Source organism: Enterobacter cloacae complex sp. (genome assembly GCF_900322725.1).
Lineage (GTDB): Bacteria > Pseudomonadota > Gammaproteobacteria > Enterobacterales > Enterobacteriaceae > Enterobacter > Enterobacter quasihormaechei.
On the sequence record NZ_LT991957.1, the window covers coordinates 4,240,794 to 4,259,075 of the forward strand.

Annotated in this window: 1 protein-coding gene; it reads left to right on the forward strand. The window is 61.4% G+C overall.

What is annotated here, in order from left to right:
• Positions 1-120 precede the first annotated feature (120 nt).
• Positions 121-18,147, forward strand: a complete 18,027-nt coding sequence (locus DBR02_RS20910; protein WP_442752394.1) for an Ig-like domain-containing protein — start codon at positions 121-123, stop codon at positions 18,145-18,147.
• The last annotated feature ends 135 nt before the right edge of the window (positions 18,148-18,282 follow it).

Consider the following 18,282-nt stretch of genomic DNA (forward strand, 5'->3'; position numbering starts at 1 on the left):
AGTAAGACAATAATGGGTGATTTTTCCCAGGGATAGCTACATCCATCTGGTGGACATATCCACAGGAATACGCGCACCTGCAAGGAGAAGAATATGAGTAACGCAAAAGTTGTTGATGTCATCATTCGAAAAACGGCAGAAAAAACAAAATTAACCGGTGAAGGAAATCTGTCTGTCTCTATTTCATCGCCGAGCGTAATTGAAATTCAGGGCTCTGCTCAGGACGTGGTGCGGTATGTCCGCCAGGGGAATGACCTCCTCATTTATATGAAAGATGGCAGCGTGATTCGCTGCAATAATTATTTTGTGGAAGATCCTGAGACGCAAAACCACTCAGAGCTGGTCTTCAACGATAATCAGGAACTGACGCACATTTCTTTCGCCGATGCCGGTGAAGCATCGGGCGTTGCCGCCACGGAATTAACCGCGCAGGCGACACCTATCAGCAGCATTGAGCCTTTCCTGGAGCAGGGAGGCATCTTAAGCGATGCGCCGTGGGGCTGGATTGCCGGGGCGGCGTTAGGGGGCGGGGCCATTGGTGCGCTGCTTTCTCACGGCGGTGACGGCGAAACCAAAACAAAAGTTATTGATAATACTAAAGAAGTAGAGAGCGCGACGCCAACATTTTTGCTGACGGATAAAGCGGGTGACAAGCAGGGTGTGCTGAGTGCAAAAGAGGTCACGGACGATAACACCCCAACCTTCAGCGGTACCGGGCAGCCTGGTGCGACCATTCAGATTAAGGACGGTAGCGGCAGCACCATCGCCAGCACCATGGTCGCGAAAGACGGCACCTGGACCGTAAAACTCCCGACCCAGGCGGACGGCGAGCATACCTGGTCTGTCGTGCAGATCGACGGCAGTAAAACGACCTCTGCGGGCAGCATCACCGTTACCGTATCCACGGCAGATGCCACCGTTACGCTTGCCACGACGGCGGGCGATAACGTGATCAACGCCAGCGAACAGTCTGCGGGCTTTACGCTCTCGGGTGCCAGCAAAAATCTGGCGCAGGGCACCGAACTGACCGTTACGCTGAACGGCAAATCCTACACGGCTGAAGTGGGCGCAAACGGCGCATGGAGCGTGAAGGTGCCTGCCGCAGATGCGCAGGCGCTGGGCGATGGCACCTGGACGGTGAACGTCAGCGGTAAGGATGCGGCGGGGAATACCGTGAGCGGCAGCCAGACCATTGGCGTTGATACCGCTGCGCCAGCGATCTCCGTCGACACGATCGCGCAGGATAACGTCATCAATGCGGCTGAACACAATCAGCCCCTGACGCTGACCGGTAAAACGGATGCCGAAGCGGGGCAAATTGTCACCGTGACACTGAACGGCAAAAATCATACCGCGACGGTGGGCAGCGACGGCTCATGGTCCGTCACGCTGCCGGCAAGCGAGGTACAGGCGCTGGCAAATGGCGAGCATACCCTGACGGTGAACGTCAGCGACAAAGCCGGAAACGGTTCATCCGCGACTGCCGATTTCACCGTGGATACCGCCGCGCCGGTTGTGACTATCAATACCGTTGCGGGCGACGATATTCTGAACACCAGCGAGCAGGGGCAGGCGCAGATCGTTTCCGGCCATGCGAACGGCGCGGCAGCGGGTGATGTCGTTACCGTGACCGTCGGCGGCCAGACCTTTACCGGTATTGTCCAGGCGGACGGCAGCTGGAGCGTAGGGGTACCTGCCTCTGTTATCGGCGCGTTGGGTGAGGGTAGCCATACTGTTTCTGTCTCCGTCACCGATGCGGCGGGCAATACCGGCAGCGCGACGCACGGTATTACGCTCAGCGGCAACCCGCCAGAATTCACCATTGACGCCATCAGCCAGGATAACGTCCTGAATGCGCAGGAGGCTATGCAGCCCCTGAGCCTCAGCGGAACCAGTAATCTGCCGAACGGCAGCGCCGTCACCGTGACCCTGAATAACGTGAGCTATCAGGCCACCGTTGAGAGCGGCACCTGGTCCGTTCAGGTGCCGGTTTCCGACGTGCTGGGCCTGGCGAATACCCTTTACACCGTCAGCGTCAGCGGCACCGACAGCGTGGGTAACAGCGGCTCCGCCGAGGCGAATCTGCTTGTCGATACCGTGCTGCCGAAGGTGATCATCAACACCTTTGCGGGGGATAACCTGGTCAATAACGCCGAAGCGGCGGTGGACCAGACCCTTAGCGGACGCGTGACCGGCGCGGCGGCGGGCGATACCGTCGCAATCAGCGTGGGTGGCAAAAGCTACACCGCGACGGTTGGCGGCGATCTGACCTGGAGCGTGACGATCCAATCCGCAGACATTCAGGCGTTTGGCGACGGCGGGCTAACCTTCAGTGCCTCCGTCACCAATGCGCACGGCAATACCGGCACCGGCGAGCGTGATATCAACATCAACACCGGACTTCCGGGCCTGCGCGTCAATATCATCTCTGGCGATGACGTGATCAACGCCATCGAACAGCAGCAGGATCTGACCGTGACCGGCTCCAGTACCCATCTGGCCGCCGGCACGCCGATCGTCGTCACCATCAATAATATTGAGTACGCCGCCGTGATTACCGCCAGCGGCAGCTGGCAGATTGGCGTGCCCGCGGCTGACCTTAAGGCATGGACCGCGGGTGGGATGACCGTTAGCGTCAGCGCTGAAGACGCCTGGGGCAACAGCGTTGTGGCTGAACACCCGATTGAGCTTGATCTGAACGCCGTGGCCGTCACCATCAATACGGTGACCGCTGACGATATGCTCAACGCTGCGGAAAAAGGGGCGGATTTAACGCTTTCCGGCCAGACGCAGGGCGTAGAGGCGGGCCAGACCGTGGTGGTGAAATTCGCGGATCGGACCTTTACCGCGCAGGTGCAGCAGGACGGCTCATGGAGCCTGGCCGTCCCGGCGAACGCCATGGAAACGCTGATCGACGGGCGCGCGCAGGTGAGCGTTAGCGTGACCAACGTCAGCGGCAACAGCGCGGACGCCTCACGCGTGGTGACCGTCGATACGCAGCCGCCGGCCATTACGCTCGATAACCTGACCGACGACAACATCATCAATGCGGCAGAAGCGCAGCAGGATTTGGTGCTCAGCGGCAGTACCACCGCTGAAGCGGGTCAGACGGTCACCGTGACGCTGAACGGCAAAAACTATCAAACCACCGTACAGGCTGACGGCACCTGGACGCTGAACGTGCCTGCCGCCGACGTTGACGCGCTAACCGATGGCCCGATCACCGTTACGGCTACCGTCAGCGACGTGGCGGGTAACAGCAGCAGCGCGGATCGCGTTGGGCTGGTGGATGCCACCGTGCCGCAGGTGACCATTAATGACTTTGTCACCGACACCAACACCGTTAACCAGCTGGCCCATTCTCAGGCACAGATCCTGAGCGGCTCCGTCACCGGCGCGGCGGCGGGCGATTTGGTCACCATCACCATTAATAACGTGGACTACACCACTGCGGTGGACGCGGCGGGCAACTGGAGCCTCGGCTTGCCTGCATCCTTCGTTCAGGGGCTGACGGACGGTACCTGGACCATTAACGTCTCCGTGACCGATCGGTCCGGCAATACTGGCAGCAATTCTCTGGATGTGGTGGTGAATACCGTGACGCCTGTTATCGGTATTAACACGCTGGCCGTAGATGACGTGATCAATGCGGCAGAGAAGGGCGAAGATCTGCGGCTTTCCGGTACCAGCAACCAGCCGGAAGGGACCACCATCACCGTAAACCTGAACGGTATCAACTACACCGCCACCACTAACGCCAGCGGCGGCTGGAGCGTCACCGTGCCTGCCTCTGCGGTGAGCGCGCTGGGCGAAGCCAGTTACACCGTGACGGCGAGCGTGACCGACAATGTGGGTAACAGCGCCTCAACCTCGCATGACGTGCTGGTAGACAGCTCGCTGCCGGTAGTCACTATCAACACTTTCGCGACCGACAATATCGTCAACGCGGCTGAAGTGGCCGCAGGGCAAACCCTGACCGGGAAGGTCTCTAACGCCGCATCGGGCGATACCGTCACGATTATCCTTGGCGGACAGACATACACGGCAACCGTGCAGGACGATCTCACCTGGAGCCTGCCGCTAACCCAGAGCCAGTTAACCGCGCTTGGCAACGGCGATCTGACCGTATCGGCCAGCGTCACCAACGCGCACGGCAATACCGGTTCGTCTTCTCTGGACGTCACCATCGACGCCCAGCTGCCCGGCCTGCGCATTGATATCGTCGCCGGTGACGGCGTGATTAACGTCATCGAACACGCGCAGAACCTGGTTATCTCCGGCACCAGCACCGACCTGGCGGCGGGCAGCACCGTAACCGTGACCATTAACGGCAAGGATTATTCTGCCTCGGTACTGGCGGACGGTACCTGGCAGGCAGCGGTTCCGGCGGCAGACGTCTCCCAATGGGCGGACGGTTCGCTCACCATTAGCGCCAGCGCGCAGGATGCCTCCGGTAACCCGGTGAACATCGGCACCGTTGTGGATGTCGATCTCGCCCCGGTGGCGATTAGTATCAACAGCGTGACGGACGACAACGTGCTTAACGCGGCGGAAAAAGGCCAGGATCTGGTGCTTTCCGGCTCTTCCTCAAACGTTGAAGCGGGCCAGACCGTTACCGTCAGCGTCGCGGGTAAAACGTATACCACGACGGTCGATGCCAACGGCGACTGGCGCTACACCGTTCCGGCTGCCGATCTGAACGGCCTGAAGGACGGCGATGCCAGCGTGCAGGTCAGCGTGACCAACGTGAACGGCAACGCGGCCTCCTCTTCGCAGGTCTTTAGCGTCGACACCGCCGCGCCAGTGGTGACCATCAGTACCATCAGCGGCGACAACATGCTGAATGCGGCTGAGGCAGCGCAGGATCTGACCCTGAGCGGGACGTCCACTGCCGAAGCAGGCCAGACGGTTACCGTAACCTTCAACGGCAACCAGTACACCGCGCAGGTGCAGGCTGACGGCAGCTGGACGCTCGACGTGCCGGCTGCGGATCTGGCGGGCATCACCGACGGTAACGCCACGGTCACGGCTTCCGTATCCGACAAAGCGGGCAACCCGGCCAGCGCGGATGCTGCCGTGCTGGTGGATACCACCGTGCCGCAGATTAGCTTCAACCTCGTCGCGGGCGACGACATTGTGAATATTGCCGAGCATGGCCAGGCGCTGATTGTTTCCGGCAAGGTGACGGGCGCGCAGGCGGGCGACGTCATTACCGTAACCCTGAACGGCAAAGACTACACCGCGATGCTGGACGGTGCCGGAAGCTGGAGCGTGGGCGTTCCGGCGGCAGACGTGGGCGCGCTGGCTGGCGGGCATCAGACAATCTCCGCCACCCTCACCGATAAGGCGGGTAACAGCACCACGGCCACCCATGATCTTGACGTCTCCCTGACGGCACCGACGATTGCCATTGATACCCTGGCGGTTGACGACGTCATCAATGCCACCGAAAAAGGCCAGGATCTGCTGCTTTCCGGAACCAGCAACCAGCCGGAAGGCACAGCGATTACCGTGAACCTCAACGGCATCAGCTACGCCGCGACCACCAACGCCAGCGGCGGCTGGAGCGTGACCGTTCCGGCGGCGAACGTCTCTGCGCTGGGTGAAGCGACCTATACCGTCACGGCAAGCGTGACCGATAGCGCAGGCAACGGCGCCAACGCCAGCCACAGCGTGCTGGTCGACAGCGCGCTGCCGCAGGTCACCATCAACGCCATCGCCACCGATGACGTGATTAACGCGGCGGAAGTCGCTTCCGGACAAACCCTGAGCGGGAAGGTTAGCGGTGCCGCGAGTGGTGACACTGTCACAATTTCGGTGGGTGGCAATACCTACACGACAACCGTGCAGGACGATTTAAGCTGGTCGGTTAACGTCGCGTCTGACGTGTTAACCGCCATCGGCAACGGCGACCTGACCGTATCCGCCAGCGTGACTAACGGCCATGGTAATACCGGATCCGGCGAGCGCGACATCACGATTGATGCCAACCTGCCTGGCCTGCGGGTCGATAAGGTGGCGGGCGACGACGTGATCAACAGCATCGAACACGGTCAAAACCTGATTATCACCGGCTCCAGCGACGGTCTGGCAGCGGGTTCAGCATTGACGGTGACCGTTAACGGTAAAACTTACGCGGCCACCGTACTGGCAGACGGTACCTGGACGGCCGCCGTTCCGGCAGCAGACGTCGGCGCGCTGAGCGCAGGCACCGTCACCGTGACCGTTGAAGGCCAGAGCGCAGCGGGCAACCCGGTTTCTATCAGCCACGACGTGAAGGTCGACCTGGCGACGGTTGCTATCAGCATTGACGCTATCGCTACCGACGACGTGATCAATGCGGCAGAAAAAGGCGCAGATCTGGTGCTGTCGGGTGCCACCAGCAACGTGGAAGAGAACCAGACGGTTTACATCACGTTCGGCGGCAAGTCCTACACGGCGAAAGTGGATGCCAGCGGCAACTGGACGGCGACCGTGCCGTCGGCGGATCTGGCTGGTCTGAAGGATGGCGACGCCAGCGTGCAGGTGAGCGTAACCAACGTGAACGGCAACAGCGCCTCGGCGGGACGCGAGTACGGCGTGGACGCCACCGCGCCGACGGTATCTATCGAGATCGTCAGCGACAACAACATCATCAATGCCGCCGAAGCGCAGCAGGATCTGGTCGTCAACGGTACCTCTAACGCCGAAGCGGGCCAGACCGTGACCGTGACGCTGAACGACGTGGATTACACCACCACCGTGCAGGCAAACGGCAGCTGGAGCGTGACCGTGCCTTCTGCGGATGTCGGCGCGATTAACGACGGCAACTACACCATCACGGCAGCGGTATCCGATAAGGCCGGCAACCCGGCTTCGGCGGGTCGCGACGTGCTGGTCGATACCACCGTGCCACAGCTGACCATTGACGCCGTTTCCAATGACGACGTGATCAACAGCGCCGAGTACGGGCAGGCTCTGATCGTCACCGGCTCAGTGACCGGCGCGGCGGCGGGCGACGTGGTGACCGTTACCATCAATAACAAAGATTACACGGCGACGCTGGATGCTTCCGGCAACTGGAGCGTGGGCGTGCCTGCGGCGGACGTCGGTGCCCTGACCGCCGGGGATTACACCATCACCGCGGCGCTAACCGACAAAGCCGGAAACAGCAACAGCGCGACGCGCGAGGTGGAAGTCAACCTGAGCGCGCCGGTGCTGACCATCGACACCGTCTCCGATGACGATGTGATCAACAGCAGCGAGAAAACGCAGGATCTGACCATTACCGGTACGGCTTCCGGACTGGCGACGGGCGCGGTGGTGACCGTGATGCTCAACGGCAAAGCCTACAGCGCCACGGTTGAGGCCAACGGCCAATGGTCCACGACCGTTCCGGCGAGCGAGGTAGGTCAACTGGGTGAAGCGCTTTACACCGTCACTGCCTCGGCAACGGACAGCGTCGGCAACAGCACCAGCACCTCGCACACCGTGAACGTGGAGTCCGTACTGCCTGGCGTCACGATCAACACCGTGGCAGGCGACGACGTCATCAACGCGGCAGAAGTGGCCGCAGGCCAGACCATCAGCGGCACCGTGGTGAATGCCGAAGCGGGCAATACCGTGACCGTGAAGATTGGCGGCAACAGCTACACCGCAACGGTGCAGAGCGATCTGACCTGGTCCGTCGCTGTACCGGAATCGGTCCTGACGGCGCTGGGCAACGGCGATCTGACTGTAACCGCCAGCGTCACGAACGGCGTGGGCAACAGCGGCAGCGGCGAGCGTGAGATCACCATCGACGCCAGCCTGCCGGGCCTGCGCGTGGACATCGTGGCCGGCGATGACGTGATCAACAGCATTGAACACGGACAGAATCTGATTATTACCGGTTCCAGCAATGGCCTGAGCGCAGGCACGGCGCTGACCGTTACCGTCAACGGCAAAACTTATCCCGCGACGGTACTGGCGGACGGTACATGGAGCGCGGCTCTCCCTTCTGCGGACGTAAGTGCCCTGGCAGCGGGCACCGTCACCGTGACCGTTGAGGGCCAGAGCAGCGCGGGCAATCCGGTTTCCATCAGCCACAATGTGACGGTGGATCTGGCGAACGTCGCTATCAGCATCGACGCCATTGCCACCGACGACGTGATTAACGCGGCTGAGAAGGGCGCGGATCTGGTGCTTTCCGGCACCACCTCAAACGTGGAGGAAAATCAGACCGTCACCATCACCTTTGGCGGCAAGCACTACACCGCCACGGTGGACGCGGCGGGTAAGTGGACCGCCACGGTGCCGGCTGCGGATCTGACGGGCCTCAAGGACGGCGACGCCAGCGTGCAGGTGAGCGTTACCAACGTCAACGGCAACAGCGCCTCTGCGGGCCGCGAGTACAGCGTGGATACCACCGCGCCGTCCGTCACCATCAACACGATTGCGACTGACGACATCCTGAACGCCACGGAAGCGCAGTCTGACCTGACAGTTTCCGGCACCAGCACCGCCGAGGCGGGCCAGACGGTCACCGTGTCGCTGAACGGCAAGGACTACACCACAACCGTCGGTACGAACGGCAGCTGGACGCTGAACGTTCCTGCGGCGGACCTGGCGGCGCTCAGCGACGGCAGCGTGACCGTAACCGCGAGCGTGAGTGACAAGGCGGGCAACCCGGCGTCGGCAAACCATAACCTGACGGTGGATATGACCGTCCCTGCGGTTACCATCCACGCTATTGCAGATGACGACGTGATTAACGTCGCCGAGCACGGTCAGGCGCAGATTATCAGCGGCACCGCCACCGGCGCGGCAGCGGGCGATAAGGTCACCGTGACTATCGGCGGTCAGACGTACACCACCGTGCTGGACGCGGCGGGCAACTGGAGCGTGGGCGTCCCGGCGAGCGTGATTTCAGGCCTCAGCGACGGCACCGTGACCGTCACTGCGTCTGTTACCGACGCGGCGGGCAACACCGGCAGCGGCACCCATAATGTGACCGTCGATACCGGTCTGCCATCGGTCAACTTCAACGCCATCAGCGGTGACAACGTCCTGAACGCGGCGGAGAAAGGTCAGGATCTGAGCGTGAGCGGCACCAGCGCCAACCTGGCGGAAGGCACCGTGGTGACCGTGACCCTGAACGGTAAAAACTACACCGCAACGACCGCCGCAGACGGCACCTGGAGCCTGACGGTTCCGGCTGCGGATCTGGCCGGTCTCGGTCAGGCCAGTTACACCCTCAATGCGACCGCCACCAACGGCGTGGGCAACAGCGTGAGCAGCGCAGCGAACCTGCTGGTCGACACCGCGCTGCCGACCGTCACCATCAACACCGTGGCGGGCGATAACGTTATCAACGCGGCGGAAGTGGCGGCAGGCCAGACCCTGAGCGGTACCGTGGCGAATGCTGAAGCGGGCAACACCGTAACCGTGACCATTGGCGGCAACAGCTATACCGCGACGGTGCAGAACGATCTGAGCTGGTCCGTGAACGTACCTGCTGATGTGCTGACCGCCCTCGGCAACGGCAGCCTGAGCGTGACGGCGACCGTCACCAACGGCCACGGCAACACCGGCACCGGCGAGCGCGATATCACTATCGACGCTAACCTGCCGGGCCTGCGCGTGAACATCGTGGCGGGCGACGACGTGGTTAACAGCATTGAGCATGCGCAGAACCTGATCGTTTCCGGCTCCAGCGACGGGCTGGCGCCGGGCACGGCGCTGACCGTTTCCGTGAACGGCAAAGACTATGCGGCGACGGTGCTGGCGGACGGCACCTGGAGCGCGGCGGTTCCGTCTGTGGACGTGAGCGCGTGGCCGGAAGGCACCGTGAAAATCAGCGTTACCGGCGACAGCGCGGCGGGTAACCCGATTACCATCAGCCACGACGTGACCGTCGATCTGGCCTCTGTTGCCATCAGCATCAACGCCATTGCCACCGACGATGTGATCAACGCGGCGGAGAAAGGGGCGGATCTGGTGCTGTCCGGCGCGACCACCAACGTGGAAGCCGGGCAGACCGTCACCCTGAGCCTGAACGGTAAAATTTACACCACTACCGTAGAAGCAGACGGCAACTGGACCTATACCGTGCCGGCTGCGGATCTGGCGGGCCTCAAGGACGGCGACGCCAGCGTGCAGGTAAGCGTCACCAACGTCAACGGCAACAGCGCTTCGGCTGGCCGCGAGTACAGCGTGGATACCACCGCGCCGTCCGTCACCATCAACACGATTGCGACTGACGACATCCTGAACGCCACGGAAGCGCAGTCTGACCTGACAGTTTCCGGCACCAGCACCGCCGAGGCGGGCCAGACGGTCACCGTGTCGCTGAACGGCAAGGACTACACCACAACCGTCGGTACGAACGGCAGCTGGACGCTGAACGTTCCTGCGGCGGACCTGGCGGCGCTCAGCGACGGCAGCGTGACCGTAACCGCGAGCGTGAGCGACAAGGCGGGCAACCCGGCGTCGGTAAACCACAACCTGACGGTGGATATCACCGTCCCTGCGGTTACCATCCACGCTATTGCAGATGACGACGTGATTAACGTCGCCGAGCACGGTCAGGCGCAGATTATCAGCGGCACCGCCACCGGCGCGGCAGCGGGCGATAAGGTCACCGTGACTATCGGCGGTCAGACGTACACCACCGTGCTGGACGCGGCGGGCAACTGGAGCGTGGGCGTCCCGGCGAGCGTGATTTCAGGCCTCAGCGACGGCACCGTGACCGTCACTGCGTCTGTTACCGACGCGGCGGGCAACACCGGCAGCGGCACCCATAACGTGACCGTCGATACTGGTCTGCCATCGGTCAACTTCAACGCCATCAGCGGTGACAACGTCCTGAACGCGGCGGAGAAAGGTCAGGCTCTGAGCGTGAGCGGCACCAGCGCCAACCTGGCGGAAGGCACCGTGGTGACCGTGACCCTGAACGGTAAAAACTACAACGCAACGACGGCGGCGGACGGCACCTGGAGCCTGACGGTTCCGGCTGCTGATCTTACAGGCCTGGGCGAAGCGAATTACATCCTTAACGCCACCGCCACCAACGGCGTGGGCAACAGCGTGAGCAGCGCAGCGAACCTGCTGGTCGACACCGCGCTGCCGACCGTCACCATCAACACCGTGGCGGGCGATAACGTCATCAACGCGGCGGAAGTGGCCGCAGGCCAGACCATCACCGGTAAGGTGGCGAACGCGGAAGCCGGTAACACGGTGACGGTGAACATCGGCGGCAACAGCTACACCGCGACGGTGCAGAGCGACCTCACCTGGTCCGTCAGCGTGCCGGAGTCCGTCCTGACGGCGCTGGGCAACGGCGATTTGACCGTGTCAGCAACCGTCACCAACGGCCACGGTAATACCGGCACCGGGGAGCGCGATATCACTATCGACGCCAGCCTGCCGGGCCTGCGCGTGAATATCGTGGCGGGCGACGACGTGATCAACAGCATTGAGCATGGTCAAAATCTGATCGTCACCGGCACCAGCAACGGGCTGGCGGCGGGCACGACGCTCACCGTGACCGTAAACGGCAAGACCTATGCCGCGTCGGTACTGGCAGACGGCTCATGGAGCGCGGCGATCCCGGCGGCGGACGTGGGTGCTCTGGCCGCAGGCACGGTGACAATCACCGTAGCAGGTCAGAGCAGCGCAGGTAACCCGGTCTCCATCAGTCACGACGTCAATGTCGATCTGGCGGCCGTGGCTATCAGCATCAATGCTATCGCCACCGACGACGTGATTAACGCGGCGGAGAAAGGGGCGGATCTGGTGCTGTCCGGCAGCACCTCCAACGTGGAAGAAAACCAGACCGTGACCATCAACTTTGGCGGCAAGTCTTACACCGCGAAAGTCGATGCCAACGGCAACTGGACGGCGACCGTGCCTTCCTCGGATCTTGCGGGCCTGAAGGACGGCGACGCCAGCGTGCAGGTGAGCGTAAGCAACGTACACGGTAACAGCGCGACGGCGGGCCGCGAGTACAGCGTGGACACGACGGCGCCGACCGTGACGATTGATACGGTAGCCGATGACAACGTGATCAACGGCAGCGAAGCGGCTGCGGGCGTGACCGTTTCCGGCACCACGACGGCTGAAGCCGGTCAGACGGTGACCGTATCTCTCGGCGGGAACAGCTACACCGCACAGGTTCAGCAGGGCGGCGTCTGGAGCGTTAACGTACCGGCGTCCGATCTGTCCGCACTGGCCGATAACGGCTACACCGTGCAGGTGAGCGTGAGCGATTCCGCGGGTAACCCGGGCAGCGCGGCGAAAGCGATTACGCTCGATACCACACCGCCGACCGTCAGCTTTAACGTCGTGGCGAACGATAACGTTATCAACAGCGTGGAGCATGGTCAGGCGCAGATCGTCAGCGGCACCGCAACCGGCGCCAGCGTGGGCGATAAGCTGGTCATCACCATCGGCTCGAACCAGTACACCACCACCGTGGACGCCAGCGGCAAATGGAGCGTGGGCGTGCCTGCCAGCGATATTTCTGCGCTCGCTGACGGCACCGTCACCCTCAGCGCGACCATCACCGACAGCGCGGGTAACAGCAGCACCCAGACCCAAGACGTGGTGGTAAACACGGCCTCCGTGGCGCTGACCGTCAACACTATCAGCGGTGATGACGTGATCAATGCGGCAGAAGCGGGCGCTTCGCTGGTCATCAACGGCTCCAGCGCGCAGTTCGCCAGCGGCACGCAGGTCACCGTAACCCTGAACGGTAAAAGCTACACGGCCACCATTCAGAGCGACGGCTCATGGCAGGCCACCGTTCCGGCCGCCGACGTGGGCGCGCTGGCTGATGGCGCGAGCTATCAGGTTTCCGTGTCAGCGCATGACAGCGCGGGCAACAGCGCCTCGGCGACGCACACCCTCAGCGTGGACACCACCGCGCCGGTGATTAGCGTGAACGCGCTGTCAGGCGACGACGTTCTGAACGCGGCGGAAGCTCAGCAGCCGCTGACCGTACACGGCTCCTCCAGCGCTGAGGCGGGTCAGACCGTGACCGTCACGCTGGGCGGCAAAACCTACACCACAACCGTAGCAAACGACGGGACCTGGACGCTGGACGTTCCGGCGACAGACCTGGCCGCACTGAGCCAGGGCGCGCTGACGGTCACCGCTTCCGTTACCGACAAAGCCGGTAACGGCGGTCAGACGACGCATACCTTAACGGTGGATACCGTGGCGCCGACCGTGACCATCAGCGTCGTGGCGGATGACGATATCGTCAACAACGCCGAGCAGTTGGCGGGCCAGACCATCCGCGGCACTACCACGGCGGAGCAGGGTCAGACGGTAACCGTGACCTTCAACGGTCACAGCTATCAGGCGACCGTGGCGGCGGACGGTTCGTGGTCGGTCTTCGTGCCAGGGCGTGATTTCCTCGGCCTGAGCGACGGGCAGTACACCCTCACCGCTACGGTGAGCGATAAGGCGGGCAACCCGGGCAGCGCCACGCACGACGTGACGCTGAACGGTGATGTCCCGACGATCGCCATTAACACCTTTGCGCAGGATGACATTGTTAACGCTGCCGAGCACGGCACGCCGCTGGTCGTCAGCGGCACCACCGACGCGCCTGCGGGCCAGACGGTGACCATCACGCTGAACGGTAAAACCTATGCGGCGACCGTGCAGAATGACGGCACCTGGAGCTACACGGTGGGCAGCGCAGACGTTACCGCGCTGGCAGACGGCGGTTCGTACGTGATTAACGCGCAGGTCAGCAACGCCATCGGCAACAGCGCCAGCGACAATCACACCGTCACCGTCGATCTGACCGCGCCATCGATGGGGATCAGCATTGACTCGCTGCAAAACGATACCGGCCTGAGCGCGAGTGATTTCATCACCAACGACAGCAATATCGTGATCAACGGCTCGCTGACCGCGCAGCTCGGCAACAACGAGAAGGCGCAGATCAGCCTCGACGGCGGCACCACCTGGATTGACCTGACGGTGACCGGCACCACGTGGCGCTACGCTGATGGCCGCACCCTGAACGACGGTACGTATCTGTACCAGGTCCGCGTGATTGATAACGCGGGCAACGTGGGGGCAACGGACAGCCAGAACGTGGCGATCGATCTGACGAAGCCAGCGGCGACGACCATTACCGTGGATTCCGTCACGCAGGATACCGGCCTGTCCGACAGCGACTTCATCACCAGCGACACGCAGATCAGCCTGAAGGGCACGCTCGGCGCGGCGCTCGGCAGCGGCGACCATGCGCAGATCAGCCTTGACGGCGGCGCGACCTGGACCGACGTGAGCGTCAGCGGCCTGACCTGGACCTATATCGATGGACGTACGCTGGTCGACGGCGACTACAACTACCAGCTGCGGGTGATTGACGACGCGGGGAATATCAGCGCCACCGCCAGCCAGGTGGTGACCATTGATACCATCGCGCCGGACGCCAGCAAAACGATCGCTATCGACAGCATCAGCGACGATACCGGCCTGAGTAGCAGCGACTTTATCACTAACGATACGTCCCTGACGCTGCACGGCTCGCTCGGCGCGACGCTGGCCGACGGTGAATATGTCCAGATCAGTATCGACGGCGGGGTCACCTGGCAGAACGTGATTGTCACCGGCAGCAGCTGGTATTACGTGGACGGACGTACGCTGGGTAACCAGACCTATGACTATTACGTTCGCGTGGTGGACGCGGCGGGCAATGTCGGTGCCAGCGCGCATCAGCAGGTGACCGTCGACACGGTTGCACCGGATGCCGCGATTACGGTGACCGTGGATAACATCACTGTCGATACCGGTTTTGATAGCAACGATTTCCTGACCAGTTCGACCTCGTACACGCTCAACGGGACGCTCGGCGCCGAGCTCGGCGCGGGCGAATATGTGCAGGTAAGCATGGACGGCGGCAGCACCTGGGTTTACGCCACGGTAAGTGGTACCCAGTGGCGCTATAACGACACGCGTACCCTGACCGACGGCGATTACAGCTATCAGGTGCGGGTAGTCGATCAGGCGGGCAACATCGGTGCCACCACTACGCAGACCGTGACGGTGGATACCCAGGCGCCGCAGTACGGCATCACCATCGACAGCATCAGCGATGATACCGGGCAGTCCGGGAGTGATTTCATCACCATGGATACTACCCTGACCCTCAACGGCTCGCTGGGCAGCGCGCTGGCGAGCGATGAGCGGGTGCAGATCAGCCTCGACGGCGGAAACACCTGGGTTGACGCCACGGTGACTAATCAGCGCTGGACCTACACTGATACCCGCGATCTGCCTGACGGGGATTATACCTACCAGGTGCGGATCATCGACCAGGCCGGTAACGTCGGCTCTACCTCATCGCAGGTAGTGACTGTCGATACTACGCCACCGGCGACGGTGGGCACGGTGGTCAGCTATACCGATGGGGAAGGCGAGCGTCAGGGCACCTTTGGCAGCGCGGTGGCAACGGACGATAACTCGCCGCTCATCAACGGGACGCTTAACCGTGCGCCAGAAAACGGCGAGATTGTGCAGCTGTATCGTGACGGTGTGCTGCTGGGACAGGTGACGATGAACGGCGCTGCCAGCTGGTATTTCCAGGACAGCGGTCTGAACGACGGTAATCACACCTATACGCTGCGTGTGACCGATCTGGCAGGGAACTTCACCGATTCAAATGATTTCGTGCTGAAAGTGGATACGAGCATCCCGACCACGACGGTGAGCATTAACCCTCAGACTACGACGGATACCACCCCGATCCTGAGTGGTCTGGTATCGGCGGGACTGACCAACGGCGAGTACGTGGTTATCACCGTGAACAATAAGACCTATACCTCAGAGTCCGGCGGTGCGGTCGTAGTCGATCCGGATAATAACACATGGTATTTGCAGCTTCCGGACGGCGATGCCCTGAGCGCAACGAGCTACAGCGTCACGGCGCAGGTGAAGAGCAGTGCGGGGAACGGTAATACCGCCGGGTTGACCACCGGTAGCCTGGTCGTGGGCAGTGAAGAGTCGTTGACACCGGCCTGGTCATTTACCGCCGCGAACTACTCCTATTCATCCAGCTACATGCTGGATTCGGACGGGATGTGGACGATTATGGCTAACCAGCAGTTCGCATCGGCAAACGCCGATAGCCGTAATTCTTACACCGTGTCAGGTAATTTCTCTATGACGGGAAATTATACAACCGGTACCTATGCGGATATCAACCGCGACGGGCTGGCTGACGTGCTGGCGGAAGGAACAAGCTACTCGTACATGGTGCAGCTGACTAACAATGGAGATGGGACTTACACCTCCAAAACGCTGACCAATATGGGGGCTGCGGTGTGGTATGGCGCGGTGGTCGCCATTGACATTGAGGGCGATGGTTACACCGACTTTGTAATTGGCGATGCGGGTGGGCCGGATTCCAGCACCGTTATGCTCAATAACAACGGCACGCTGACGGGCAGTTCGAAGTCCGGGACGTACTCCAATTTTGTATCGGGCTCAACGGTAGGTAACTACAACAGCCTGATTGAAACGTCCGGCGTGGATTTGAACAACGATGGTAAAGTGGATATTGCCCAACATACGACCAACGGGAGCAACAACTATGCCCTGTCGACCATGTTTAACCAGGGCAATGGCACATTTACCTGGGGGCAAAACTTTACCAACACCATGTACAGCGGCTATGGCTCAGCCGCAGCGTCTAACGCCGTGAGTATGACCTGGGCCGACTTTAATGGTGATGGTTACATGGACCTGTATATGAGCATGTCACGCACCTCCAGTGGCACCAGCCAGGGCGGGGTGTTAATGCTGAACGACGGTACAGGTAACCTGCTTACCGGCACCGCGGTTGGAACCGCGACCACGGATAAGTTTGCGGGTAACGTCAGCGTGGCGGTGGACTGGAACCTCGACGGCAAGATGGACATCATCAAGCTGGCGAACAGCGGGCAGTCTTATCTTTATACCAATGATGGACTGGCGGGTACCGCAAGCTTTACCGCCTCAAAATTCAGCACCGCTACGTCGAACCAGGTATCCGGCGCGGCCCTGGTAGATTACGACTGGGATGGCGCACAGGATCTGCTGATTTTCCGTCAAAACGGTACGGTGCAGCTGGAGCGTAATACCAATACCGTCGCGTCAGGAACGGCACTGCATTTGAAGATTGTCGACAGCGAGGGGATCAACGCCTTCTTTGGCAACACGGTCCAGCTTTACAACTCGGCAGGTCAGCTGGTCGCCAGCGAAATCATCAATGCCCAGTCCGGGATCGGCATTAACGATTCTTCGTCGCTCATCAGTTTTTACGGCCTCGATCCCAGCGAAACTTACCATGCGGTGCTGGTACGTGCCGTTAACGGTGTGTCGAGCAATGAAACCTGGGAGGGACTGACGGCAGGAGACGGTAAAGAAAGTTATGCCCTGACGGCTGAAGCGGCTACGGGCGGTCACCAGGGAACCCTGACGGGTACCGGCTACAACGATACCTTTATCGCTGAGGCAGGGACCTATACCTACAACGGTGCTGGTGGCTGGACGACAACCTCTGAACACGATACCTGGAGCAGTACAGGCGGTATGGATGTTGTGGATTACCGTAACGCCACTTCCGGCGTCACCGTGGATCTGGGGCGCTCAACGGCCCAGAGTACCGGGTTCGATACCGCGACGCTGGTGAATATAGAAGGCATTAACGGCTCGGACTTCGACGACGTGATCACCGGCAACAGCGGTGATAACCAGTTCGAAGGCCGCGGCGGAAACGACACCTTCAACATCGGCAGCGGCGGTCACGATACGCTGCTCTACAAGCTGATCAACGCCTCGGATGCCACGGGTGGCAACGGTCACGACGAGGTGAACGGCTTTACCGTCGGCACCTGGGAAGGGACGGCGGACACGGATCGTATTGACCTGCGCGATCTGCTTTCCGGCAGCGGCTATACCGGCACGGGCTCGGCGAGCTACGTGGACGGCGTGGCCACGCTGGACAGCGGCGCGGGCAACATCACCGACTACATCCGCGTGGTGCAGAACGGCAGCAATACTGAGATCCATGTTGACCTGGACGGGGCGGGCGGACAGTTCTCCTCAACCCCGCTGCTGACGCTGAACGGCGTGCAGACGGATCTGGCAACGCTGCTGGCTAATCATCAGCTGTTAATTGCGTAAAACACTGCCGCGGGGAGCGATCCTCGCGGCTTTTTGCGTTTCTTTACATCACTAGCCATAACCCTATATTTCACAAGATTATTTTGCGGGTTCGTTTAGAAAGCGTTCCGTTTTAAATCATTCCGTAAAGGTATC